General features: G+C 54.0%; 20 protein-coding genes and 2 rRNA genes (1 of these 22 only partly in view). 12 read left to right on the top strand and 10 right to left on the bottom strand.

Annotated elements, in window-relative coordinates; translation table 11 throughout:
• Positions 1-10: 10 nt before the first annotated feature.
• The gene (gene trmB / locus MED297_RS01135) at positions 11-709 is read left to right on the top strand and encodes a tRNA (guanosine(46)-N7)-methyltransferase TrmB (RefSeq protein WP_008041577.1); all 699 of its coding nucleotides are present in this window, start codon (positions 11-13) and stop codon (positions 707-709) included.
• Positions 710-810: 101 nt separating this feature from the next.
• Positions 811-2,025 (top strand): MFS transporter, encoded by a 1,215-nt coding sequence (locus MED297_RS01130; protein WP_008041576.1) that lies wholly within the window; start codon positions 811-813, stop codon positions 2,023-2,025.
• A 30-nt stretch (positions 2,026-2,055) separates the two neighbouring features.
• On the opposite strand, the gene MED297_RS01125 is transcribed toward MED297_RS01130, so the two are convergent.
• The 3 genes from MED297_RS01125 to djlA form a co-directional block, all read right to left on the bottom strand.
• Positions 2,056-3,468 (bottom strand): phosphoglucomutase/phosphomannomutase family protein, encoded by a 1,413-nt coding sequence (locus tag MED297_RS01125; protein WP_008041575.1) that lies wholly within the window; start codon positions 3,466-3,468, stop codon positions 2,056-2,058.
• 13 nt (positions 3,469-3,481) lie between these two features.
• Positions 3,482-5,881 (bottom strand): glycoside hydrolase family 94 protein, encoded by a 2,400-nt coding sequence (locus MED297_RS01120; protein ID WP_008041574.1) that lies wholly within the window; start codon positions 5,879-5,881, stop codon positions 3,482-3,484.
• Between the two features lie 370 nt (positions 5,882-6,251).
• The gene (djlA, locus tag MED297_RS01115) at positions 6,252-7,058 is read right to left on the bottom strand and encodes a co-chaperone DjlA (protein WP_008041572.1); all 807 of its coding nucleotides are present in this window, start codon (positions 7,056-7,058) and stop codon (positions 6,252-6,254) included.
• Between the two features lie 267 nt (positions 7,059-7,325).
• Between djlA and MED297_RS01100 the strand changes: the two genes are divergently transcribed.
• From MED297_RS01100 to MED297_RS01080, 5 genes are read left to right on the top strand one after another with little or no spacing between them, the layout of a single operon-like run.
• Entirely contained in the window at positions 7,326-9,782 is a 2,457-nt protein-coding gene (locus MED297_RS01100) for an LPS-assembly protein LptD (protein WP_008041570.1), read from the top strand.
• A gap of 11 nt (positions 9,783-9,793) precedes the next feature.
• Positions 9,794-11,014: a peptidylprolyl isomerase gene (locus MED297_RS01095; protein WP_040556369.1), complete on the top strand. Its 1,221-nt coding sequence runs from the start codon at positions 9,794-9,796 to the stop codon at positions 11,012-11,014.
• Positions 11,014-12,009 carry a 4-hydroxythreonine-4-phosphate dehydrogenase PdxA gene (pdxA, locus tag MED297_RS01090; protein ID WP_008041566.1) on the top strand — a complete coding sequence of 332 codons (996 nt, stop codon included), beginning with the start codon at positions 11,014-11,016 and terminating at the stop codon, positions 12,007-12,009. The genes MED297_RS01095 and pdxA overlap by 1 nt, the downstream gene beginning before the upstream one ends.
• Complete coding sequence (gene rsmA / locus MED297_RS01085; protein ID WP_008041564.1) at positions 12,002-12,790, top strand: 16S rRNA (adenine(1518)-N(6)/adenine(1519)-N(6))-dimethyltransferase RsmA; 789 nt, start codon at positions 12,002-12,004, stop codon at positions 12,788-12,790. Before pdxA ends, rsmA begins: the two co-directional genes overlap by 8 nt.
• Complete coding sequence (locus MED297_RS01080; RefSeq protein ID WP_008041563.1) at positions 12,787-13,647, top strand: symmetrical bis(5'-nucleosyl)-tetraphosphatase; 861 nt, start codon at positions 12,787-12,789, stop codon at positions 13,645-13,647. Before rsmA ends, MED297_RS01080 begins: the two co-directional genes overlap by 4 nt.
• Positions 13,648-13,652: 5 nt before the next feature.
• On the opposite strand, the gene MED297_RS01075 is transcribed toward MED297_RS01080, so the two are convergent.
• Entirely contained in the window at positions 13,653-14,879 is a 1,227-nt protein-coding gene (locus MED297_RS01075; RefSeq protein ID WP_008041562.1) for a flagellar assembly protein T N-terminal domain-containing protein, read from the bottom strand.
• Between the two features lie 29 nt (positions 14,880-14,908).
• On the bottom strand, positions 14,909-15,505 hold the full coding sequence (locus MED297_RS01070; RefSeq protein ID WP_050762840.1) for an LPP20 family lipoprotein: 597 nt from the start codon (positions 15,503-15,505) through the stop codon (positions 14,909-14,911).
• Positions 15,506-15,944: 439 nt separating this feature from the next.
• Between MED297_RS01070 and traF the strand changes: the two genes are divergently transcribed.
• Entirely contained in the window at positions 15,945-17,501 is a 1,557-nt protein-coding gene (gene traF / locus MED297_RS01065; RefSeq protein ID WP_161599254.1) for a conjugal transfer protein TraF, read from the top strand.
• Between the two features lie 95 nt (positions 17,502-17,596).
• On the top strand, positions 17,597-18,835 hold the full coding sequence (locus MED297_RS01060; protein WP_008041558.1) for a multifunctional CCA addition/repair protein: 1,239 nt from the start codon (positions 17,597-17,599) through the stop codon (positions 18,833-18,835).
• Here the strand turns inward: MED297_RS01060 and MED297_RS01055 are convergent.
• Both MED297_RS01055 and MED297_RS01050 read right to left on the bottom strand, forming a co-directional pair.
• Complete coding sequence (locus MED297_RS01055; protein ID WP_008041557.1) at positions 18,807-19,412, bottom strand: flavin prenyltransferase UbiX; 606 nt, start codon at positions 19,410-19,412, stop codon at positions 18,807-18,809. The two genes, MED297_RS01060 and MED297_RS01055, sit on opposite strands and share 29 nt — an antisense overlap.
• Positions 19,405-20,274, bottom strand: coding sequence for an acyl-CoA thioesterase (locus MED297_RS01050; protein ID WP_008041556.1), 870 nt, complete (start codon positions 20,272-20,274; stop codon positions 19,405-19,407). The genes MED297_RS01055 and MED297_RS01050 overlap by 8 nt, the downstream gene beginning before the upstream one ends.
• A 222-nt stretch (positions 20,275-20,496) precedes the next feature.
• Here MED297_RS01050 and MED297_RS01045 point away from each other — a divergent pair, with 222 nt between their 5' ends.
• Positions 20,497-21,099, top strand: coding sequence for a hypothetical protein (locus MED297_RS01045; RefSeq protein WP_008041555.1), 603 nt, complete (start codon positions 20,497-20,499; stop codon positions 21,097-21,099).
• A gap of 9 nt (positions 21,100-21,108) precedes the next feature.
• Here MED297_RS01045 and MED297_RS01040 read toward each other — a convergent pair whose 3' ends face one another.
• Positions 21,109-21,693, bottom strand: coding sequence for an alpha-ketoglutarate-dependent dioxygenase AlkB family protein (locus MED297_RS01040; protein ID WP_008041553.1), 585 nt, complete (start codon positions 21,691-21,693; stop codon positions 21,109-21,111).
• On the opposite strand from MED297_RS01040, the gene MED297_RS22265 reads away from it, so the two are divergent.
• Both MED297_RS22265 and MED297_RS01030 read left to right on the top strand, forming a co-directional pair.
• Positions 21,692-22,012 carry a hypothetical protein gene (locus MED297_RS22265; protein WP_008041552.1) on the top strand — a complete coding sequence of 107 codons (321 nt, stop codon included), beginning with the start codon at positions 21,692-21,694 and terminating at the stop codon, positions 22,010-22,012. The two genes, MED297_RS01040 and MED297_RS22265, sit on opposite strands and share 2 nt — an antisense overlap.
• 22 nt (positions 22,013-22,034) lie before the next feature.
• Positions 22,035-22,370, top strand: coding sequence for a thioredoxin family protein (locus MED297_RS01030; protein WP_008041550.1), 336 nt, complete (start codon positions 22,035-22,037; stop codon positions 22,368-22,370).
• A 250-nt stretch (positions 22,371-22,620) separates the two neighbouring features.
• Here MED297_RS01030 and rrf read toward each other — a convergent pair.
• Positions 22,621-22,736: ribosomal RNA gene (rrf, locus tag MED297_RS01025) — 5S ribosomal RNA — on the bottom strand.
• A gap of 186 nt (positions 22,737-22,922) precedes the next feature.
• Positions 22,923-24,605: ribosomal RNA gene (locus MED297_RS01020) — 23S ribosomal RNA — on the bottom strand (it continues 1,208 nt past the right edge of the window).

The raw sequence follows: 24,605 nt of genomic DNA, 5'->3' as shown, positions 1-24,605 counted from the left end.
GAGACACCCGATGATACAATCCGAGCAGCCTTTTCAGCGTAAAATCCGCAGTTTTGTCATGCGTGCCGCACGCATGACCGATGGTCAGAAGAAAAGCCTGGAGCGAAACTGGGCCGAGTTTGGTCTGAGCAAAGCCACCGGCCCGCTGGATTTGACCGAGACCTTTGGACGCGATGCGGATACCGTGCTCGAAATCGGCTTTGGTATGGGCGACTCGTTGGTCGACATGGCTCTGGCCGCACCCGACAAAAATTTCATCGGCATCGAAGTGCATCTGCCGGGTGTTGGGCGAATGCTCAATCGCACCGAATCGGAGGGTTTGACGAACATCCGTTGCTACAAAGACGATGCCGTTGAGGTCCTCTCGGACTGCATTGCCGACGCCTCACTGAGCACTGTCCAGTTGTTCTTTCCAGACCCGTGGCATAAGAAAAAGCACCATAAACGCCGCATTGTGCAACCGGAGTTTGCGCAGCTGATCCGTCGCAAGCTGAAGACCGGCGGTACTTTTCATCTGGCGACCGACTGGGAAAACTACGCCGAACACATGCTTGAGGTGATGGACGCTGCTGAGGGTTTTGAGAACACCGCCGGGCAAGATCATTACCTGCCGGAACGCCCTGCACATCGCCCGGTGACCAAGTTTGAAAAACGCGGACAAAAACTGGGTCATGGCGTCTGGGATCTGATTTACCAGAAAACCAGCTAACGGCTTTAAATTTATCCATATAAACCCCGCATAAAGTCATTCACAGCTTGGTTGGGGTTCATTACACTCCCCGGCCTCCTATTCAATTTGCGAGGTCGCCTGTGCTCAACGCCTACTGGTTCGTGATTCGACGTTATTGGCCCATGCTCAGCTTTGGTTTGCTGACGGTCTTTTTCGGTAACTTCGGCCAATCGTTTTTTATCAGTTGGTATGGCGCATCGATCCAGGAACAGATGGGCCTGTCGGCGGCGGCATACGGCTCTGCCTACGCCACCGCAACACTGATCAGCGGGCTGCTGATCTTTTTTGCCGGCGGCATGATCGACCGGTTGCCACTGCGGGTGTTCCTGACCCTCGCCGCCCTGGGGCTGACCGCCGCCGCGCTGGTGATGTGGCAGGTTGAAAGTTACCTCAGCTTATTGATCGGACTGTTTCTGCTGCGCTTTTGCGGCCAGGGTTTACTGCCGCATACGGCCATGACAACAATGGCCCGCTATTTCTCTGACAACCGCGGCAAAGCCAGCAGTATTGCCAGTAATGGTGTTCCGGTTGGGGAAATGATTTTACCGACACTGGTCGTCGCTCTGATCGCCATGCTCGGGTGGCAGGCCAGCTGGCTGGCAATTGCCCTGCTCATCCCCATCCTCTACCTGCCGTTGGCCCACACCTTCTTATCCTTTGCCGGACCGGGTGAAACCGACGCACAGACTACAGCTCAGAACCAGCCGGCCAACCCAATCCCCGATGGTTCCCGCCGCACCGTGCTTCGGGACCGGCGATTCTGGCTGGCCCTGCCACTGGTACTGGCGCCGCCGTTTATTGTCACCGGTCTGTTCATTCAACAGGGTACGATCCTCGCCGACAAAGGCTGGTCTCCGGCGTTATTTGCCAGTGCCTTCGTCGTCTACGGTGGCGTTCATTGGTTAAGCTCGTTCGTTTCCGGGGCGCTGGTGGACCGCTTTTCTGCCATCGCATTACTGCGTTTTCTGGGCTTGCCGTTTGCGGTAGGCATGGGCTTCGGGGCCGTTCTTCACGGACCGTGGGTCGCGTTTCTGATGATGGCCATCATCGGCATTGGTATTGGCATGATGGGGCCGATTTCGAACTCATTGTGGGCGGAGGTCTATGGCACCAAGCACATCGGTGCGATCCGCGCGCTGCTAACGTCCATCATGATTGTCAGTACGTCGGCGTCACCGTTTCTGCTCGGTCTGGCGATTGATGCGGGCTTGTCCGGCGCACAACTGCTGCTGGTCATGGGTGCTTACGCGGCCGTGGCCACGGTGCTGGCCGGATTTTCGTATAAAACACGCTAAGACTGGCGGGCCATTGCCCGCCATTCCGATTCAGATCGCCAGAAAGGTTTTCATCTGCTGAACCAGAGTTTCCGCGTCGGCTTCATTGTCCGCTTCGGCAAAAATACGCAGCAGAGGTTCTGTTCCGGAGAAACGTGCGATAACCCAGGCACCATTATCAAACATGACTTTGGCACCGTCGGCATAACTGACGCTGGCAATCGGGAAATCAAAAGTCGGCAGACGTTTTTCTTCGTAAACCATATCCCAGATACGCTGACGGTCTGAAGCCTTAAAGGTGCAGTCGCCTGAGGCCGTGACAAACCGGCCGTAACGTCCGTAAATGTCATCGAGCAACTCAGACAGCCGCTTACCAGTCACACTGATCATTTCCACCAGCAATGATCCGGCAAAAATACCGTCTTTGCCTTTGATGTGACCGCGGATCGTCAATCCACCGGAACTTTCACCACCAATCAACGAGTCGTCTTTTTCCATGGCTTCGGAGATGTGTTTGAAGCCGACCGGAACTTCAAAACTTCGCTCGCCGTGATCTTCAGCAATCCGATCCAACAGATGCGTCGTCGCGACGTTGCGCACCACGCTGCCTTTTTCGCCCCGATACTCCAGCAGGTAAAAATACAACAACGCCAGCACTTCATTCGGGTGCACAAACCGACCGGTTTCGTCGATGATGCCGAGACGGTCCGCGTCGCCATCGGTACCGATGCCCAGGTCATAGCCCTTCTCCGGGACCAGGTGCGACAGCTTAAACAGCGTATGCGCGGTCGGCGATGGCAAGCGACCACCAAAGGTGGTGTCGTGCCGATCGTTGATGACATCCACATCGCACCGGGCGCTGATCAGTACTGCCTGCAGGGAGGTTTTCGCCACGCCGTACATCGGGTCGAGCAGGATTTTCAGGTTCGCGTTTTTGATTGCTTCGATGTTGATACCGGCCAGGACGGAATCGATGAAATCGTTCAGCGGCCGGACGATGCGGATTTTACCTTCGGCCAGCGCGTCCTCGAACGGGAAGACCTGCAGATCACCGTCGGTAAGGCCACGAATTTCGCTTTCGACCGCATCCGTCAGAATTTCTGTCGCATCGCGCCCACCCTCCGCAAAGAGTTTGATCCCGTTGTAATCGGCCGGGTTATGCGAGGCCGTGATGCAGGCACCATAGGGCAGGTTCTGATTTTTCACACAGAACATCACCACCGGGGTCGGCACCGCCTTATCGATCAACTCCACGGCAATGCCATTGCCCGCCAACACTTCAGCTAACCATTTAGCCGCCTTGTCCGATAGAAAGCGCCGGTCATAGCCGATGACAAACGGCGCAAAGGCGACCTTTTGTTTATGCATCAGGTTAGCGACCGCCTGACCCACCCGTTGTACGTTGGCTTTGGTGAACTCCTCACCAATAAAGGCGCGCCAGCCACCTGTTCCGAACTCAATCATAGGATGCTCCCGATTACCCTAACGTGACCACAACGTTGTTTTCCGAGCCGGCCGGTTGTACCGGAATCTCGCCGTTTATCACCTCGCCGTTCAGCTCAATGCGGATCACGCCTTTGCTGACATGGTTCGGGTTTTTAACCTCAATCTGGTAGACCGCGTCACGCCATTCCCGTCGGACAGAAAAGCCATCCCATTCGGGCGGGATGCACGGATCGACTGTCAGACCATTGAAACCCGGCCGGACACCATAGATGTAGTTGGTCGTCGCCACGTAAGCCCAGCCGGCCGACCCGGTCAGCCAAGGATGGTTCGCGCGACCGAAGTCCTCGTGATCCCGTCCCATCACAAACTGACAATAGGAGTAAGGCTCAGCTACGCGCTTATCGGCCAGATCGTTGTAATTGGCCGGCAGCAACCCATCAATGAACTTCATGGCGCGGTCACCGCGGCCCAGTTTTGCTTCGGCCACCCAAGCCCAGGGGTTTGGATGCGAGAAGATCGCGCCGTTTTCTTTCACGCCCTGATACACCCGGGTCACAAAGCCGATGTCATCATTCGGCGTGGCAAACGAAGGGGCATTCAGATGCAGGCCATAGTCGGAGGCCAGCCAGGTATCGACCGAGTCCATCGCCTTCACGGCACGCTCCTGCGACGCTGCCCCGGAAATCACGGCCCAGGTATTCGACTCCAGATGCACCTTGCCTTCGTCTTGTGTGTGAGTGCCCACTTTGTCGCCGTGTTTGGTAATGCCGCGAAGGTACCAGTCACCATCCCAGAGCTGCGTTTCGCACGCATCTTTCACCCGATCGGCCATGGCTTGATAGGTGTCAGCATCATCGAGACGACCCAAATGTTGCGCGGCTTCAACAAAGGCTTCACAAGCCCAGAGGTGCAGGAAGGACACCAATGCAGACTCACCACCACCCAGGTTCAGACAGTCGTTCCAGTCTGCGCGCAGGCCCAGACAGATACCGCTTTGCCCGATGTACTTGGCTGAGAAATCCAACACCCGGGTCATGTGCTCATACACGGTGCCTTCGCCGCCGTCGGCGTAAGTGATCACTTCATCAAAGAAGGCCGTATCGCCGGTTTCCTGCACATAACGGCAGATCGTCGGTACCAGCCAGAGAGCATCGTCCGAACAGGTGTCTTCAATGCCGTGAATCTTGTCATCATCGCTGGGGGTGGGTACCACCGTAGGGGATTTGGACGGTGCCACGTCCTCTTTTTCCGGATCAAACCAATCCGGGTCAAACAAATGCAGTCCATATCCCGCCTGCACCTGACCACGCAGCAGATCAACAATGCGTTTTCGGGTCATCGGGGCATTGGTGTGCGGTACCGCCATGGCATCCTGTGCAGTATCGCGATAGCCCAAACCGGTTCGGCCGCCCACTTCAATAAAGGAGGCAAAGCGTGACCAGACGACGCAGGTTTCAGCCTGATACAGCGTCCAGATGTTGGTCATGGCATCGAGTTCAGAGTGCGGAGAGCTCACCTGAAAACGGGACAACCGATCGTCCCAATGCGATTTGATATCGGCGAATGCCGCATCCACATTGGCAAAATCCTGGTATTTCGCACGCTTTTCCTGCCCTTTGCCTTTACCCAGTCCCAACACAAGAACAAACCGAACCTCTTCACCCGGCTGCAGCTCAAACGCTTTGTGCAAGGAACCACACTGGTTGTAACAGGTTTTGGCGGTGTTGCTGCACTGCCCTTGCTCTACGGCAAGCGGATTGGACTCATCACGATAAGCACCGAGAAAATTATCGCGCGACCCGTCATAGCTATCAGGATCGAAACTGGAAGCCAGGTAATACCAACCTTCGTATTCATCGGTGTTGTAATAGAGGTCATACTCGATCACGCCGTCTTCATAAGACGTACCGGAAGAGTACAGACTCATCTGATGATTCTGGTTATCCGAGGCAATGTGACTGAACGAAAACTCCACATAGGAAAAAGCAGAAATCCGACGCGGACGGTCATCGTTGTTGCGGATTCGCACGTCCCAAATCTGCAGATCTTCGCCTTTGGGTACAAACAGTGTTTTTTCGGCCTTGATCCGATCGTAATCGCACTCGAACTTGGAATACGAGAGGCCATGACGAACCACATACTCAGCCTCATCCAGGCTTTTTGCGACCGGCTGCCAGGAGATTGACCAGTAGTCGCCAGAGTCATCATCCCGCAGATACACGTAATGCCCGGGCCGGTCAAAGGTGAAGTTCGGTCGGAACTTAGTGACCCGGTTGTACTCGGGTGAGTTATAGAACGAATATCCCCCGGCATGGTTTGAAATGACGGTGGCAAACTTTTCCGTCCCCAGGTAGTTCGTCCATGGTGCCGGCGTATCCGGCCGGGTTATAACGTATTCGCGGTTGTCGTTGTCGAAGTAGCCGAATCGCATGATCGCATCTGCCTCTAATTGGTATTGTTATTTAAACGCTTATTTAATACCAATTGTATACCAATAATATTATTGGTTCTAACGTATTTTACGCACTCAGATCAATTCCCGTGCCGGGACACAGCGCTGATGAAGGTGTTGCCTATGGGAGGTTAATGTTTTTTGGCTGATGGCTCTGATGGCCGGACTTTTCCAGGCCCGCAAGCGAATGATTCCTGAGCAAGAACCATTAAAACGACTTGATCAGGTCCGTTTGATGGCAAGATCGAGACTGATCTCATCTAAGTGGATAGGTTGTTTGGCAGGCTGGGCAAAAAACAGAGTCATCTGCCCCGAGGCAATGACGTTATTCAAGAATGGCAGTCATCACTCACCCAGCGCGTCGGGCATTGCGTATCTGTTCGTAAGCTTTCTGAATGTCCTGCGTTTTTTCCTTGGCAATGGCCATCATCTCCGGCGGCAGCCCCCGCGCCACCAGCTTGTCGGGATGGTGCTGATTCATCAGCCGTCTATAGGCTTTTTTCAACTCTGCATCGGACACGGTCGATTCAACCCCCAACACCTGATAACACTCTGTCAGTGCCTCTCGGTCGGCGTTAACACCCGCACGCTGCTGCTGTTGCGAAAAATGCATCTGTGCGCGGATGCGCTGGTGAATGATCTCAAACTGCACCCGGTTAATGCCCAGGTGAGTGGCAATGGTATGCAGTACATCCTTTTCATTGACGGTGAGCTGTCCATCGGCGTAGGCCGCTTGCAGCTGAACCTCAAGGAAAATCTGTGCCAACGTCACCCGGCGCCCAATCACCTCAGCCAGATCGGTCAACACCGCTTCCACGGAAAAATCAGGCGACTTGCCTTCATTAAACAGCCGCATGGCTTCCAGTCGCTGAGCTTCATCGAGCGCCATACGCGCCATGATGTGCCGAGCCAGCTCAATTTCCTGCTCACTGACCCGGCCGTCCGCCTTGGCGATTTTTCCCATAACCGTGAAGGTGGCTTGAAAGAAGGTGGTCTGCAGAATGCCATTGCTGGAAGAACCGGCCTCGTTCAGATCCCGCCGGGCCTGTGTACGATCAAAGGCATTGCCCAGTAATACGCCCAAAGCCAACCCCACCGGCCCTCCTGCATAGAGCCCGATCGCGCCACCCAGAATTTTACCGGTCCAGTTTTTCATGCTGTCTTACCCACCATCCAATCAACTTCCACGCCCTGAGGGGTCATAAACAGTGTGCAGATTACCCTGATCATTGCTTTTTTACTAACGGTTTACCGACCGACAAGACAGCTAACGCCACTCACACAACCAGACCAAACGAGACCAGCAGCCACACAGCGCGTGCACAAGCCCTGATGTTGAGGCATGTTGAAAGAATGCCCGGGGACGGCGGTAAGCCGTGAACGACCGCGCTAAATTCGGTATCATGCGCGGCTCTGATTCATCGTGAGTTCCAAGCTGCCTGTGCGCCACTATCTTGCCATCACCGTTATCGGTTTTTCTCTGCTCAGTCAGGCACTGGCCGAGTCCGTTGTCGTGTCTGACTGGCAACCCTGGAGCGCATTGCCGGAATCCGAAAAACAGGGCGTTGCGCCCTATTGCCCGGGCGGTTTCATTGCCATGCCATTGCAGGCGGAAACCAACCCGGAACAGCATTTTCGCTTCGACCAAGGGCAGTTCAACCAGGATCGCAGTGCCACGCTGAATGGTCATGTCGTCATTCAGGGTCCAAACCTCGCTTCCGAAGCCAATGCCGTTAACTACCAGCCGGACGGAATCAGCACTCTTTCTGGTGAAGTCAATTTTCGCCTGCCCGGTGTTGCCTTCAGCAGTGACGAGGCTGAAATCAGCATAGAAGGCTATTACGCTCAATTAAAACGAGCCGAGTTTGTGCTGGCCGAGCAGGATCTGCATGGTCAGGCCGACTCAATTGAGCGTCAATCGGAGCGGCGCTTTCGCGCCAATGACATCGCCTTTACCCGCTGTGCACCCAGTTCCAACGCCTGGCGCATCCGCGCCGCACGTCTGGACATCGACAATGAAGAGCAGATCGCCCGGGCCTGGCACTCCCGAGTGGAAGTTCAGAACATTCCGGTTCTGTATCTGCCTTACGTCTCTTTTCCACTGAATGATCAGGCCCGTACCGGTTTCCTCATTCCAACCTTTGGCAGCGGTTATTACCAGGAATATTACCTGCACCTGGCCCCGAATTATGACGCAACCCTGGCAGCCAACTATGTCGGTCAACAGGGCTTATACGGGCATACCGAGTTCCGTTTTCTGACAGAACATCACAACGGCATCACCAACCTGGGAGTGTCACTGACCGAACCGGATAGCCAGGACTTGGATCGAGACACGCGTGACTACGCATTTGAGCATCGCCAGTCCGGCGAACTCACCGATTGGTTAGGCTACGATTTGCAAACCCGATGGGTCAGCCATAAAGATTACGACGTTGAGATCACCCCCGGTGCCAACAAAGAAATCGAGTACAACCGGACGGCGGTGAACTTAACCGCCAAAACCGGTCAGGCCACCAGCAAGGCCGGAGTGACCTACCTGACGCCAGTGTCCGACAGCAGCAAACTATTCGATGAACTGCAGAGCCGGTTCTCCGTCAAACAGTCGGTCTACTCACTGTCCATTTTGCAGGAGAATCATTGGGCACACGAAGGTCTGACCGTGGCTCCAGCGTCCTACGAACTGATCCGACAGCCGCAAATCACCCTTGGCTGGGCACCCGGAGCGATTCTGGGCAATCTGCAACTGAACCAAACCGGTCAGTACAGTCGCTTCCGCCGGGATCTGAGCGACGAACAAATCAACGCATTGGCCGGCTCCGAGCGAACCCTGGCCACTGAAACCCAGCGGACCGACACCAACACCCGCCTGACCTACCCCTTACAAGCCGGGCCCGTCAAACTGACCCCCACGGTTGAAGGACTGTATGCGTTTTATCGACGCGACAACGAGACGGACCTGAACGTCGCTGACACCTATGGTGAAAACTCACTGCATCAGGCCAGCTGGCGCTCGAGTCTGGATCTCAGCGCGACCCTGCCCTGGCAGTCGCAATCGGTTGAGCATCGCGTCAAACCAAGAATTTACTGGGCTTACAGCCCGTTCATCGAACAGAATGGACCGATTCTGGATGCCGAAGCCGAAGACAACTTCACCCTGTTCAGCCGAAGCCGCTTCACCTCGGTCGACCGCGTGGGCGATCTGAACCGCCTGTCCACCCAGCTTGCTTATGAAGTATCACCCATCGGCCAGTCTTACCCGGCGTTCAGTACCAGCCTGCGCAAAGGTCTGAAGCTGTCGCAGGAGCGTTTAACGCTGACCGGTGTGGACGCCATCGACTCTAACTGGCAGACAGAATACAGCCCCTGGGTGATGGGCGCGGAGGTGAAACCCTCAGACAGACTAACGTTGTCCGCCAGCGGCGATCTCGATCATGAGCAGACCACCTTCAACCGCTTCGATCTGAACCTCGATTTCCGCCCCAGCGAACGCGTGTTTGCCAATGCTCATTGGGAGAAAACCGACGATTACCATGCGTTGTCCGCTGGCGCCTATTTCCCGATCCGTCAGAATGTCGCGCTGATCGGCTATGGCGAGCTCGCCACCCGTGACGATCAGCCCGAATGGCGGGATTATCAACCCACACAATTACTCGCGGGGATTGACATTGACAGTTGCTGTTGGAACATTCGTTTTGCGTTGCTGGAAACTTCAGCCGCCGAAGACGAAGACGGCGCCCCGGTGTTTCTGGAACAATCCACCATCGCGCCGTATTTTGAAGTCACCCTTAAGGGCATCGGTGCCGGTGCAGGTACCATTGAAAACATTCTTGAGCGACTGGATTTCGGTTATGCCGGTCGACTGTTTAATTCACGATAATATGGAAACAGATGCAGATGCAGACCTGGTTTAAATCCGCTTTATTGGCAACGTCATTGCTGATGAGCACGCTGACTTACGCACAAACCCTGGACCGGATTGCCGCCGTCGCCAATGATGACGTCATTACCGAGCTGCAGCTGGCCCAACGCGTGGAAGCCGTCCGCCAGCAATATCGAAGCAATCCGAATGTTCTACCGACCGATGATGTCCTGACCCGACAGGTTCTGGATGCCATGATTCTGGAATCACTGCAGATGCAACTGGCCGAGCGTGGTAATCTGGTTATCCCGGAACAGCAAGTAAACGCCGCCATTCAATCCATTGCGTCGCGTCAAAACATGACACTCGATCAGTTACTCGCCGCCGTGCAAAGCTCCGGCCAGAGCGTCAGTGATTTTCGCGAACAGATTCGCCGTGAAATCACCCTCAACGAACTGCAACAGCAGATTGTCGGTCGCCAGATTTTCATTTCCGACGCCGAAGTCGAACGCTTTCTGAAAAGCCAATCTGGCCAGTCATTGCAGGAAACCGAGTATCAGCTGTATTACAAACGCTTCGATGTTGATCAGCAGGCCGAAGCTGACGCTTTGGTGGACCGACTGAACAGCGGAGAATCCCTGCTCGACTCGCCCGACAGCCGGGATCTCGGTATGCGCACGCTCGATCAGATTCCCAGTATTTTTCGTACATTAGTCCCGGTGCTGGAAGAAAATGAAGCGGTTCTGCTGCCACGCGATGGCGTTCTGCATTTGGCCCAGCTGGCCGATAAAACCGAAGCCGCCAGTGTGAACATTGAAGAATATCAGTTGCGCCACATCCTGATTAAAACCGATCAGCTGTTCAATGCTGAGTCCGCACAAGCGCTGGCCGAAGACTTACGCCAGCGGGTACTTAACGGCGAAAGCATGGCTGAACTGGCCGATGAATACTCTCAGGACAATGGCAGCCGCGGACGTGGCGGTGAACTGGGCTGGGCCACTTTGGACAACTACGTCGAAAGCTTTCGTGATGCCGCCCGTAGCACCGAGGAAGGTGAACTGTCGGATGTCTTCCGCTCACCTTACGGGTTTCACTTCCTGCGGGTCGAAGGTCAGCGCACCCGAGACGTCGGTACCGACGTTCTGCGCAACCAGATCCGCAATCAGCTGTCTCAACAACGCTACAGTGAAGCGCTGCAGCGGTGGCAATCCGAGCTGCGCGCAGAATCGTTCGTGGAGATCCGCCTCTGATGCCGGTCTTAGTCGTCACACCCGGTGAACCGGCCGGGATCGGTCCGGACATTCTGTTGCAAACGGTTGCGACCGGACAGCATCCGCCGTTAGTCGCCATCGCCGATCCGGACCTGATGACTCAACGGGCTGCTATGCTCGGTGTTAAGGTCCGTTGTGAAGTGATCGATGACAGTTTTTTTGAACAACCGACTCACGCGCCGGGTTACCTGCCGATTTTGCCCGTGACACTCGAAACGCCGGTTACGCCGTCGCAACTGAACCCTGCGAACGGCGCCTATGTGATTCGAACGCTCGATAAGGCCATCGATTTGTGCCTGAGTGGTCAGGCATCTGCACTGGTCACCGGTCCGGTACACAAAGGCGTCATCAATGACTCCGGCTTGGCCTTCACCGGCCATACCGAATACCTGCGTGATCGAAGTAACACTGACGACGTTGTCATGATGCTGGCCACCGAAGGCCTGCGCGTAGCCCTGGTGACCACACACTTACCATTAAAAGACGTCAGCGGCGCCATCACCGGCGATCTTTTAAAGCGGGTCACCCGCATCCTGCATCATGCCCTGATCAAAGACTTTGGGTGCCCGGCGCCGTCTATTCTTGTTACCGGTCTGAATCCACACGCTGGCGAAGACGGGCATCTGGGCCGTGAAGAAATAGACATCATTCAGCCCGCATTGGCAAGCCTGGCCGATGAGGGCATCCCCACGCGCGGTCCGCTGCCAGCAGACACACTCTTTCAACCGCATTACCTGGATACAGCCGATGCCGTGCTGGCGATGTATCATGATCAGGGACTGCCGGTTTTAAAGTACAAAGGATTCGGCAATGCTGTGAACATCACTCTGGGGTTGCCATTCATTCGCACGTCCGTTGATCACGGCACGGCTCTGGATCTGGCTGCCACCGGACGTGCCGACACCGGCTCCCTGAAAGTGGCATTGGATACCGCCTGGTCCATGGCAACAACACGAGAACAGACACATGCATAAAGCCCGTAAACGTTTTGGTCAAAACTTCCTGCACGATCAGAACATCATTGACCGCATCGTCGGCAGTATCATGCCGAAGCCCGACCAACACATGGTGGAAATCGGTCCCGGTCGAGGCGCCATTACCGAACCCTTGCTGGAAGCAACGGACGGTCATCTGGATGTGGTCGAACTGGATCGGGACCTCATTCCCATGCTGCGTGCTCAGTTCTTCCGATACGAGGGCCTGACCATTCACGAAGCCGATGCCCTGCAATTTGATTTCGGCTCGCTGGCCACGGACGATCGCCCGCTCAGGCTTGTCGGCAATCTGCCATACAACATTTCCACGCCGCTGATGTTTCATCTGCTCAGCTATTCCGATGTCATAAAAGACATGCATTTCATGCTGCAGAAAGAAGTTGTGCAGCGACTGTGCGCCGCTCCGGGCGACAACGCTTACGGAAGATTGGGCATTATGATGCAGTATCACTGCGAAGCGCGTTACCTGTTTACCGTGCCGCCGGGTGCGTTTTCACCCGCACCGAAAGTCGAGTCTGCCATCGTCCGGCTGACCCCACGCAAAGCGCCAAAACGGGAAGCCACCAACTATGAACTGTTTGCCAAGGTAGTCAAAGCCAGTTTTGCACAGCGACGCAAAACGCTGAAGAACAACCTCAAAGATCTTCTCGATGGCGACGGTTTTGAAGCCTTAGGTATTCAACCGGGTGCGCGCGCAGAAACCTTGCCGATTGATGACTTTGTCCGTATTGCTAACTACGTGGATTCTGTCCAGAAATGACCCTATACGCCGTCGGAGATCTCCAGGGTTGCTTGGAACCGCTGCAGATTCTGTTAAAGAAAGTTCGGTTTGATCCCGATCAGGATCATCTCTGGCTGGCGGGTGATCTGATCAACCGGGGGCCTGACTCCATCGGTTGTCTGCGCTTTGTTCGGGATCTGGGCGACGCCGCAACGACTGTGCTGGGTAATCACGATCTGCACGCATTGGCGATTCACGATCTTGGATTGAAAACCAAAGACGCCGACATTCGGCAACTCTTATCTTACCCCGATGCGGATGACCTGTTCGATTGGTTGGCTCGTCAGCCACTGCTGGTTCGGGATAAAGAACGACACCTGATCATGACGCATGCCGGCTTACCACCTGTGTGGAGCGACAAACAGGCGCGTAAACTGGCCGATGAAGTACACGCCGCACTTGCCGACAAAGCCACCCGACGGGCCTTTTTTAAAGCCATGTACGGAAATGAACCTAAAACCTGGCACGACGACCTGACCGGGCATGACCGCCTGCGATACATCGTCAATGCGTTCACGCGTATGCGTTTTTGTGAGCAAGACGGCACGTTGGATTTCAAATTCAAATCGTCCGTCACCAATCATCCTCCCGGCATGCGTCCTTGGTTTGACTGGCCGGTAAAACGCAAGCACCGCATCATCTTCGGACATTGGGCGGCACTGATGGGAAAAACAGATTGGGAAGAAGTTATCGGGTTGGACACCGGTTACGTCTGGGGAAACCATCTGACACTGATGGATATGGACCGTAACCTCCGCTACACCTGCGACACCGACGGCAAAGTGCGCAAAATCCCGCATCGGGAGTTTACGCACGCAAGGCGCCGACCGATCTGAACGGGCTACCAGGCCATCACCAGATCGTCCATCTGCAAATTCAACCGCTGCGTACCCACCGCCATTTCGGCCACCGCGTAATAAGGCTGTACCTGTTTCACTTCGGCCACTAAGCGGGTATCAATGATCTGCCAGAACGAATCTCCCTGTCGGTCAAACTTCTGCGACGTACGATACACCGACAGAAAATCGCCAGGGCGTAATCCGGCTTCGGCACCGGCGGAGACAAAAATCCGGTTATCACTGACTTGTGCAATGGTCGCCATAAAGGGCTGACACTGTACCGTCTGTTGGATATCGGAAACCGCCTGATCAATTAACTGACGCACTTCCTGACCGTAATCGGTCGAAAAGTATTTCGCGGTTCCAAAACCAACACGGGCGTTGTTCTTTTCATTCCAGAGCCCATAGGTGCGATAGCGGCTTTGGAACACCAGGGCACCCGAATAGCCATCGTGAACAAACACATCGAAGACAAAATGACGAGTCCGTTTGGCTTTGGTAATGCCAACTTTCTTCAGCCATTTATCCCATCCACTGGCACGCGGTGCGTCCGGGTTTTCCATCGCCATATCACGAATCACACCGGAGACCACAAACTGAACCCCCAGGTCTTTCGCTGCGCTGACTGCACGCGTCAGCGTCATACGTGGCGAAATCTGTGTTGGGGCACTGGGTGTGTTCGGGTACAGCGTCATGTAGTTTGCGCTGAGCGCCCGTAATCCCTGCCGACCGTTCAGATCATTGACCATTAAAGCGGCCAATGAGCGGTCAACCGAACCTAAATGCCCCAAGGTCGCATGTTCCGGATGCTCCATCGAAAACCCGGTAATGGCCACCGATTTCCGGTAATGATTACTCATGACATTGGCGCAGATTTGATTCGGGGAGACTTTGGCCAGAATACGCACACGATAGAGGTCACCATCACGACCTTCGGACAACACCTGAATGTCGGTCACGCGCGCCGACGAGTTCACCCGAAGATAATCCACGGTGAGATTGCCATTTTCCATCACCTGAGTACTGTGCACGTTGGCACTGACCTGAACCGACGCATTCTGCACCGCATTGCGCATGGCACGCACACGGGCGCTGTTTTCATCGTTGTACTCAACTGGCGCCACCCCTTCTGCTTCGATCGGCACCAGTGAATCGGTATCGGCCAAGGCGAAGCCGGCCAGAAAGAGAACAACGGTCACCCCGGCCGCTCTGAATAAGCTGCTGAACATAGCCTGTCTCCTGATTATTCCGTCGGATATTACTCGATGAAGTACAGTCCGGAACCGGTGGACTCAACACCCTGTGCCGAGAGATTGCTGCGGGTCACCGCATCGAGGTCGTGCACCATGTCGGAGGCACAGGTGTCGTTACGCTTGCCCGGTCCCTGATTGGCCAGACAGTTTCGGAAGCCTTCATCGATCACCATTTCCACCATGGTTTCATAACTGCCATCGGCCATGACTTCCTGATAGACAATTTTGGCACCCAGAATATGAGCATCGACAAAGGTACGGTACTGATCGCTCTGCACCACCAGGTTCTCTACCGTCGAATTACCGATAATCTGCGTCCCGTAGACTCGCTCCGCTAAGGTCCGGTAGGCATCGAGCTTGGAAGCCCGCATGGCCAACAGGCGTCGCTGCACTTCGGTCAGACCACGCGTGGTCGGGTTAATCGCGCCATAACCGGTGGCACGCAAAACCATGGGCTCCATCGGTGGCAGCTTTTCATTAATCTGCTGGACCTGAGTCACAATTTCATCGACCTTTTTGGACTTGCTGTTAAAAGGCCAGATACTGCAGCTGCTGGTTAACACCACAGCCAATGCCATGATTATCAAATGTCGGCTCGTCATAATTCACTCCACAGTGATGCGGCTGTTCCGTCTACTTAGTTCGTGTATCGGCCCTGCCGTAAAAAGCCTTAGCAGAATAGCGAAGATTTTTACGTTCGTTGGATCTGTCAAAAAAACGCCGAAAGTACAGAAAATCAGCACAGAAATGTGATTTACATCACATTATTGGCTAGACTGGGGTGAACCAAGCCGATGAGCGGTCTCAGGATACGCACATCAAAGTGGCGAGCTGAACCAGTCGCGCTACGCTTATTGAGTCTTTCACCAAATTATTGAGCCGAGAATGATGAAAAAATCTTTACTCTTTTGTGCGGTCTCACTCGCCGGCACAGCCATGGCAACACCCTTTACCGGAAACGACGCTGAATCGAGCGCAATGGGCAACACCGGGGTTGCCTCGGCTTCGCCACAGAATGCGTTTCAGTTTAACCCAGGCCTGTTGGCCGACTATCCGGATAATGTCGATTTTGGATTGACGTTGCCCGCGATTAAGTTTTTTGTTGATGACTCTAATGGCTTTATCGACAGCGCTTCAGCCTTCACCGATGAAGGTGGAACCTGGGATCAATTCCAGACTGTAGATGCAACAGCGTTACAAGATGCTGTAACCAACATCACTCCGACGCTAGATGCCATTGCCGGAGCTGGCGGTGATCTTGAGCAAATTCAACAAGCCGTTACTGATCTGGAAAATGCTACAACGGAAGCTCAGGCACAAGCTGCAATCGACGACCTGAATACGGCCTCTGCAAGTTTAAGTACTAACGCGGATACACTCGACTCCGACACGACCACAGTCAACGTTCAGATGTCTAACCTGAATGGCACTGCAACATCAGCACAGAATGACCTCGAAGGATTTACCGACAAGCCGGTTCAGTTGGGATTAGGCATCGACTTACTTAATGTCGCAATTCCGAGCGAACGTCTTGGTATGGCATTAAGTTTATCTACATCGTCTACCGTGGGTACTTCATTCCGAATTGCTTCTGAAGATTTAGATCCTGTCATTAATCTGTCAGCAGACTTAACCGGTTTTACGGCAGAATCAACAGCCTTGACCACCGCCGTTAGTGATCTGGCAGATGCCAATGCAGAATTAACAGCGCATTTCAATGACCGGCCAAACCCTGAAGACGATCCAGCCGCATATAGCGTATGGACTGACGAACTTGAGGTTCGTCGACAAGCTGTCGAAGACGCCGCCACGGATGTGCAAACAGCACAGACAAACCTTCAAACTTATAACGGCGCTAACGGTACCATCACAAATGGTGAGATCACCATAGGAACTATTGAAGACCCACAATCTGAAATTGATATCGTTGGTGCAAACATCAGCGAAGTCGGAGTTACAGTCGCGAGAAAGTTCGTGATACAGGGAGAAGAAGTTGCCGTTGGTGTGACACCGAAGTTTCAATCCATTAATGTTTTTGAAAAAACCATCGCTTTTAGTACCTACGAAGACGAGCTGGATTCCGCCAGCTCTGACCCTGTTGGTTACCTAACCGAAAACACCACCATGCTATATCGCGTGAACCTTGATGTGGGTGTCGCCAAAACCTGGGATTTCTACGGTCGTGCCCGCGCAGGTCTCGCCGTGAAAGACCTGATCCCATGGACGTTGGAAAGCGATTCAGGAACCGAGTTATTGATCCGTCCGAAACTCCGTATCGGGGGTGCACACGAAACCAAGTTCACTAAACTGGCATTGGATCTCGACCTCACCGAAAACAAACCGCTCAAGTACGGCGTACCAACCCGTTATCTGGGCTTGGGTGCAGAAGTGAATGCGTGGGGACATGCAGCCCTGCGTGTTGGCTACCGCAACAACCTGAGCGTCGAGGACAGCCACGTATTGACCGGTGGCATCGGCCTGACACCATTTGGTACCGGCCTGGACATCAGCGCGTGGGCGAAGCCAGCGTCGTTTGATGACTGGACGACCATTATTCAAGACGCTGGCGCATCGGTTCAGTTTTCAGTCAACTTCTGATCCTCAACTCGATCAACAACTGACCTTGCAAACGCCCCGCTCCGGGGCGTTTTTTGCTTTATACTAGCCACCACATTGTCCGTTCTGGTTTCTCTATGAATATCTATCTCGTCGGCGGTGCCGTACGCGACCAATACCTCAACCTGCCGGTCAAAGACCGCGATTGGGTTGTCGTCGGGGCCCGTCCGCAGCAGTTGCTCGATTTAGGTTATAAACAGGTGGGTGCCGACTTCCCGGTCTTCCTGCACCCCCAGACGCACGAAGAGTACGCGCTGGCCCGAACCGAACGAAAGTCGGGCCACGGTTACAGTGGGTTTAACGTCCACTTCGACCCGGATGTCACCCTCGAAGACGATCTGGCCCGTCGGGACCTGACCATTAATGCTATGGCACAGGCCGAAAACGGCGAACTGTTCGATCCGTATCAGGGGCTGCAGGATCTGGAACAGAAAAAACTACGTCACGTCACCGAGGCGTTTCGGGAAGACCCTTTACGGGTGCTGCGAGTCGCACGGTTTGCCGCTCGTTACGATCATCTGGGTTTTACCGTCGCGGACGAAACTTTGCAGTTAATGCACTCGATGGTAACCAGCGGAGAGTTAGCCTATCTAACCCCTGAACGCGTCTGGACAGAGCTATCCAAAGCCCTGACCGAAGCCACGCCCAGTACGTTTTTCAATATATTACGCCAATGTGGCGCTCTGAAGGTGGTGTTTCCGGAGCTGGACCGATTATTTGGCGTGCCGCAGCCGATGCGCTGGCATCCGGAAATTGATACCGGGATTCACGTACTCAAAGCTCTGGATACCGCAAGAAAACAGACCAATCAGGTTGCCACGCTGTTCGCGAGCCTCTGTCACGATCTGGGCAAGGGCCTGACACCATCCGCTCATTGGCCGTCACATCGTGGGCATGAATCGCTTGGGGCAGACCTGATACCGGGCTTGGCGAAAAAGTATCGCTGGCCAAAACAGGTGGCCGATCTGACTGAAAAAGTCGCTCGCTATCATACCCATTGCCATCGTATCGATGAGTTGAAACCCAGCACCATCGTTAAGCTGCTTGGTGACTTGAATGCTTTTCGCCAACCAGAAACGGTCGAAAACTTTGTGCTCGCCTGTCAGGCTGATGCTCGAGGGCGTTCGGGTTTTGAACAAACCGACTATCCACAGGGGGATGTGTTAAAAGCGTGCCTGGAGGCCTGTATAGACGTTACAGCGCAGCCTTTTATCGATGATGGGCTGACCGGAAAAGCCATTGGCGAGGCGATGAACTCAGCCAGAGTCCAGGCCGTCGCCAATATAGTCAGGCCTTCGACGCCCCCCAGGGGTTGAGCAGCGTCTGCTCAAAGCCGGCTGCTTTGAGAATACGAGCCACCATGAAGTCGACCAAATCGTTGATGGACTCAGGTTGATGATAAAAACCGGGCGCGGCCGGCATGACCACCGCACCGGCACGTTTAACGGTCAGCATATTCTGCAAATGAATCTCGCTGAGCGGTGTTTCACGGACGACCAGAATCAGTGTGCCGGTCTCCTTCAAAACCACATCCGCGCCACGCTCAATCAGATTATCGCATTGGCCGGTCGCAATACTCGCCAGTGTCCCAGTCGAGCAAGGGCACACAATCATGGTATCAGGTGCACCTGAACCGCTGGCGACAGGGCTCGTCCAATCTTCCTTCCCGTAAACACTGAGTGTCCCCTTCGATGAGAGAGTGTCACGAACATGCTGTGCGATGCGATCGTGACCCGATGGCCAGGGTTGATTTTCCTCATAGGCGAACACCATCTGCGCCGCTTTTGAAATCAACAGGTGGACATGCACTTCCTGATCCAGCAGTACCTGGAGTAACCGGGTGGCGTAAGGGGCTCCGGACGCACCGGTGATCGCCAGCGTGACATTACGCATCGGGCTTGCCTTTATAGCGGATCAAGCCTTCCTGCGTGGTGCTGGCCACGAGGCGCCCTTCCTGATCAAAGATCTGCCCCCGCACGAACCCGCGTGCGCTGCCGGCAGTCGGACTATCGGCAACATAAAGCAACCAGTTGTCCAAACGGAACGGCCGATGGAACCAGATCGCGTGGTCCAGACTAGCGATCTGCAAACCGGGCTGCGCAATGGAAATACCATGCGGCATCAGCGCGGTTTCCAGAAACCCGTAGTCGGTCGTATAGGCCAGCATCGATTGGTGAACCAGCGGATCATCCGGCAGCGGCGCCGCCGAGCGAATCCACATGTGTCGTTTAGCAATGCCGTGGCGTGGGCGGAAGGGGTTCTGTGCTTCGACAATCCGGTATTCAATGGGTCGTTCGGCGGTGAACTGGCTGCGTACGCGTTCTGGAATCTCATTGGCATGATCACGAAACAGTTTTAACTCAGGTTCGAGATTTTCGGGTCCCGGCACATTCGGCATAGCCACCTGGTGTTCCATGCCGTCTTCCTCAACCTGAAACGATGCCGTCATCGCCAGAATCGGCTTACCGAACTGACTGGCAATCACCCGTCGAACACTGAATGAGCGCCCATCTCGAATGTTCTCGACTTCGAACTCAATGGGGTTTTGCGCATCACCCGGACGGATAAAGTAACTGTGCAGGGAATGTGGATGCCGATGCTCCTGGCTTTGTGCGGCAGCGGACAACGCCTGGCCGATCACCTGCCCCCCGAATAACTTAGCGTAACCAAGATCCTGTGAATGACCGCGATAGCGGTTCTGACCAATGGATTCAAGCTTAAGCAGCTCAATCAGGTTTTTAACAACATCTGACATGCGTTCCTCTCGTATAACCTATACAGCGTTTAATTCATCGACAATCCTAGTCGATTGTCTTATCTTAGACGATGAATGCCAAACATTTGACGGATGTCTTCGTCTAACAGCATTCACTGTGATGACCACTTCACATTATCAACGGCAATTTCATCAAAAACTCGGCGGTAGCACCACTAAGGCGCTATATTAATTAACCGAAGCGTATTCAGGAGCGATTGCATGACGGCCGCGCAACAGCCCTCGCAAACCAACAACGACCTGGTCTGGAGTCTCGACAACTTCAACCAGCGTGATCTGGCAAAAAGTTTTGTCAGTCGGTTTGAGTCGCGCCTGTGTGTTTATTCTCCGTCGGTTGAACAGGTTTACACCAATTACAGCATCAACTTTCCATCGTCTGAGAACGGAAAAATGGTCGTTCTGCCCAATCCATACGCGTTTCACGATACCTTTCACAATGTCACAGCTAATGCCGTTAGAGATACCGGCCTGTTTATCGTCCCCGGGGCGTTAATCAAGAAGAAGGGATTATACGTCATTGTGAAATATAAAAATCAATCGGTTAAACCCGTCCCACTGCCCATTCGCCACGCGCTGAAAAAGATGGTTCGAACCGGCGGAGACAACGATCCGTTTCTGCCAATTCTGATTAAGGGCGATCTGCGCGAATTCAACTCCGAAACTCCCTGCCTGCATCTGCATCGCATCAAACTGGCAGATCTGGACTCTCGTTCCGAGTTCGAAAAAGACAGCATTAAAAATGCAATTTTTGACAAGATGTCCGATCTCTACCGGGATGCGGACGAGATTGCTGCTGGTCTGTAAGCGAAGTTTTCACGCCACTATCCGTCGAAACGTACAACTGATTCTCGGGCGGGCTTGAGCTCGTTTGGGTAAGGCATGTTGCCAATGGTGCTGCACGGCGCCGGACATCAGTAAAAGACTGCCTTCAGGCAAGCGCAGTTTTAATTTCTGACTGTGGTCTTTGTGTTGCCGGAAATGAAAATCCCGCGCACCACCCAGAGATAAGATGGCAATGGTTGGATTTAAGCCCAGTTCAGGTTCATCATCCGCGTGCCAACCCATGGTATCGGCGCCGGAACGATAGTAATTCATCAGGGCACCATTCGGAGCAAAATCATGCTGAGACTGAAATCTGTCCAGCAACGACTTAAAGCCTTCCGGCCAACCTGACGCAACATACTCCTGCCCACTGTAGCCATACCTCAACCCTGGATCACCCAACCAGCATTCCAGCCTGGGGATCACGTGGGCTTTGCCGAACAGTCGTATGGTGCGGCTTTGCCAATCCAGATTCTGCCGACAATACTGGTAAAATGCCTCTGAATTGCGCAACCATTCCGGATACAATTTAACGAGACCGGAGTCATCATCTAACAGAGTTACAGGAGTCTGCATGTCTACGTCCGCTGAAAGTGCCAAGCAATGGGTTGATTCTAAACAGCCCAGCACTGAACAGATACAGGAAGTTGTCGATAAGCTTGAAAAGCGCATTGAAGCTTGGGACGGCGACGAAGAGTCCATTCAGGGCTCGATCGAAGCACTGGATTATCTCAGCGCCTTCTTAGTTAAAGAAGAAACACCCTCGGTCAGCCAAGTCCCGCTGGATACATCCAACCTGATCCCGGATTCAGCACCGGTCGAGCTTGAGCAGGAAGTGAAAGAAAAAACCTTTGCCGAGCTCAAAGCACAGTTGGGTATTGCAGTTAAAAAGTAACGGTTAATGGGAGGAGTTGCACATGACCGAACAGGTCTTAACACAACTGGAAGCGCTCAACGAAGCGATCGTGTCCCATCCTGCCTGTGCGTTATATTTCTCTCAGCCTCAGTGCGGTGTCTGTCATGCACTGAAGCCGAAATTACTCAGTCTGTTCAAAGAGCAGTTCCCCAACATTCCGTTCTATTACATCGATGCAGAACAATCTCCCGAACTCGCGGCTCAGAACCAGGTATTTACCGTTCCGACTTTGCTGGTGTTCTTCGAGCAGTCAGAAATGATACGTGAAAGCCGACATATCTCGCTCTCTGCCCTGAAAGAGCAATTAGAACGCCCCTACAGCATGATGTTTGGGTAGGGGCTGCGGGATGCGAGAAGGAGCCTTCAGCGAATAGCTGCAAGCGATCAGCATGAGGCGGCTTTAAGCCGGGTCAAGGGAAGGACGCGCCACCTTAACCAATGCTCGGTGTCGGAGCGAGCCTGCTCGCGATCCTATTCAGGCGCGATTGCTAAGCGATCGCCTGCCGGCAGGCTCTTACAGACCGCTCACCTTTCCCGCAGGCCATAAAAAACCCCAGCAAGTCGCCTTGCTGGGGTTCGGTTTGGGAGCCTGACGATGACCTACTCTCACATGGGGAAGCCCCACACTACCATCGGCGATGCGTCGTTTCACGGCTGAGTTCGGTATGGAATCAGGTGGGTCCAACGCTCTATGGTCGTCAAGCAAACTGGCTGGGATTGCATCAGCTGGTACGTGTTAGCTCATGCCCCAATTCGTTTACTAATAAAGTTCTCTTTGCTTTCGCTTCTTCACTGCAGCCCTTCCGGGTACCAACTCTTGGCTTTCTCAGCCTCGTATCCAATATCTTTCTTCGCACAACCTTGCGCACATAAACACCTTGGGCGTTATATGGCCAAGCCTCACGGGCAATTAGTACAGGTTAGCTCAACGCCTCACAACGCTTACACACCCTGCCTATCAACCAGTTAGTCTTACTGGGCCCTTTAGGAGACTCGAAGTCTCAGGGAAAACTTATCTTGAAGGGGGCTTCCCGCTTAGATGCTTTCAGCGGTTATCCCGTCCGAACGTAGCTACCGGGCAATGCCATTGGCATGACAACCCGAACACCAGAGGTTCGTCCACTCCGGTCCTCTCGTACTAGGAGCAGCTCTTCTCAATTTTCCAACGTCCACGGCAGATAGGGACCGAACTGTCTCACGACGTTCTAAACCCAGCTCGCGTACCACTTTAAATGGCGAACAGCCATACCCTTGGGACCGGCTTCAGCCCCAGGATGTGATGAGCCGACATCGAGGTGCCAAACACCGCCGTCGATGTGAACTCTTGGGCGGTATCAGCCTGTTATCCCCGGAGTACCTTTTATCCGTTGAGCGATGGCCCTTCCATACAGAACCACCGGATCACTATGACCTACTTTCGTACCTGCTCGACTTGTCTGTCTCGCAGTCAAGCTGGCTTGTGCCATTACACTAACCTCCTGATTTCCGACCAGGATTAGCCAACCTTCGTGCTCCTCCGTTACTCTTTGGGAGGAGACCGCCCCAGTCAAACTACCCACCACACACGGTCCGCAACCCCGTATAGGGGCCCGCGTTAGAACCTCAAAGGTATCAGGGTGGTATTTCAAGGTTGGCTCCACAGCAACTGGCGTCACTGCTTCAAAGCCTCCCACCTATCCTACACAAATACATTCAAAGTCCAGTGTGAAGCTATAGTAAAGGTTCACGGGGTCTTTCCGTCTAGCCGCGGATACACTGCATCTTAACAGCGATTTCAATTTCACTGAGTCTCGGGTGGAGACAGCGCCCCCATCGTTACACCATTCGTGCAGGTCGGAACTTACCCGACAAGGAATTTCGCTACCTTAGGACCGTTATAGTTACGGCCGCCGTTTACCGGGGCTTCGATCAAGAGCTTCGCTTACGCTAACCCCATCAATTAACCTTCCGGCACCGGGCAGGTGTCACACCCTATACGTCCACTTTCGTGTTAGCAGAGTGCTGTGTTTTAAGTAAACAGTCGCAGGGGCCTGGTATCTTCGACCAGCCTCAGCTTAAGGAGCAAGTCCCATCACCAAGGCCGGCGTGCCTTCTCCCGAAGTTACGGCACCATTTTGCCTAGTTCCTTCACCCGAGTTCTCTCAAGCGCCTTGGTATTCTCTACCTGATCACCTGTGTCGGTTTAGAGTACGGTTCCAATACAGCTGGAGCTTAGAGGCTTTTCCTGGAAGCAGGGCATCAATTACTTCGGGCTCCGTAGAACCACCGTCATCACCTCTCAGCCTTACGAAGAACCGGATTTACCTAATTCTTCAGCCTACAAGCTTGAACCACGACAACCAACGCGTGGCTAACCTAGCCTTCTCCGTCCCCCCTTCGCACTGTATTGAAGTACCGGAATATTAACCGGTTTCCCATCGACTACGCTTCTCAGCCTCGCCTTAGGGGCCGACTCACCCTGCCCCGATTAACGTTGGACAGGAACCCTTGATCTTTCGGCGTGCGGGTTTTTCACCCGCATTATCGTTACTCATGTCAGCATTCGCACTTCTGATACCTCCAGCATGCTTCT

This window comes from Reinekea blandensis MED297, from assembly GCF_000153185.1.
GTDB classification, from domain to species: domain Bacteria; phylum Pseudomonadota; class Gammaproteobacteria; order Pseudomonadales; family Natronospirillaceae; genus Reinekea; species Reinekea blandensis.
The sequence above is the reverse complement of the archived record's forward strand: the minus strand, read 5'-3'. Positions and strand labels throughout refer to the sequence as shown.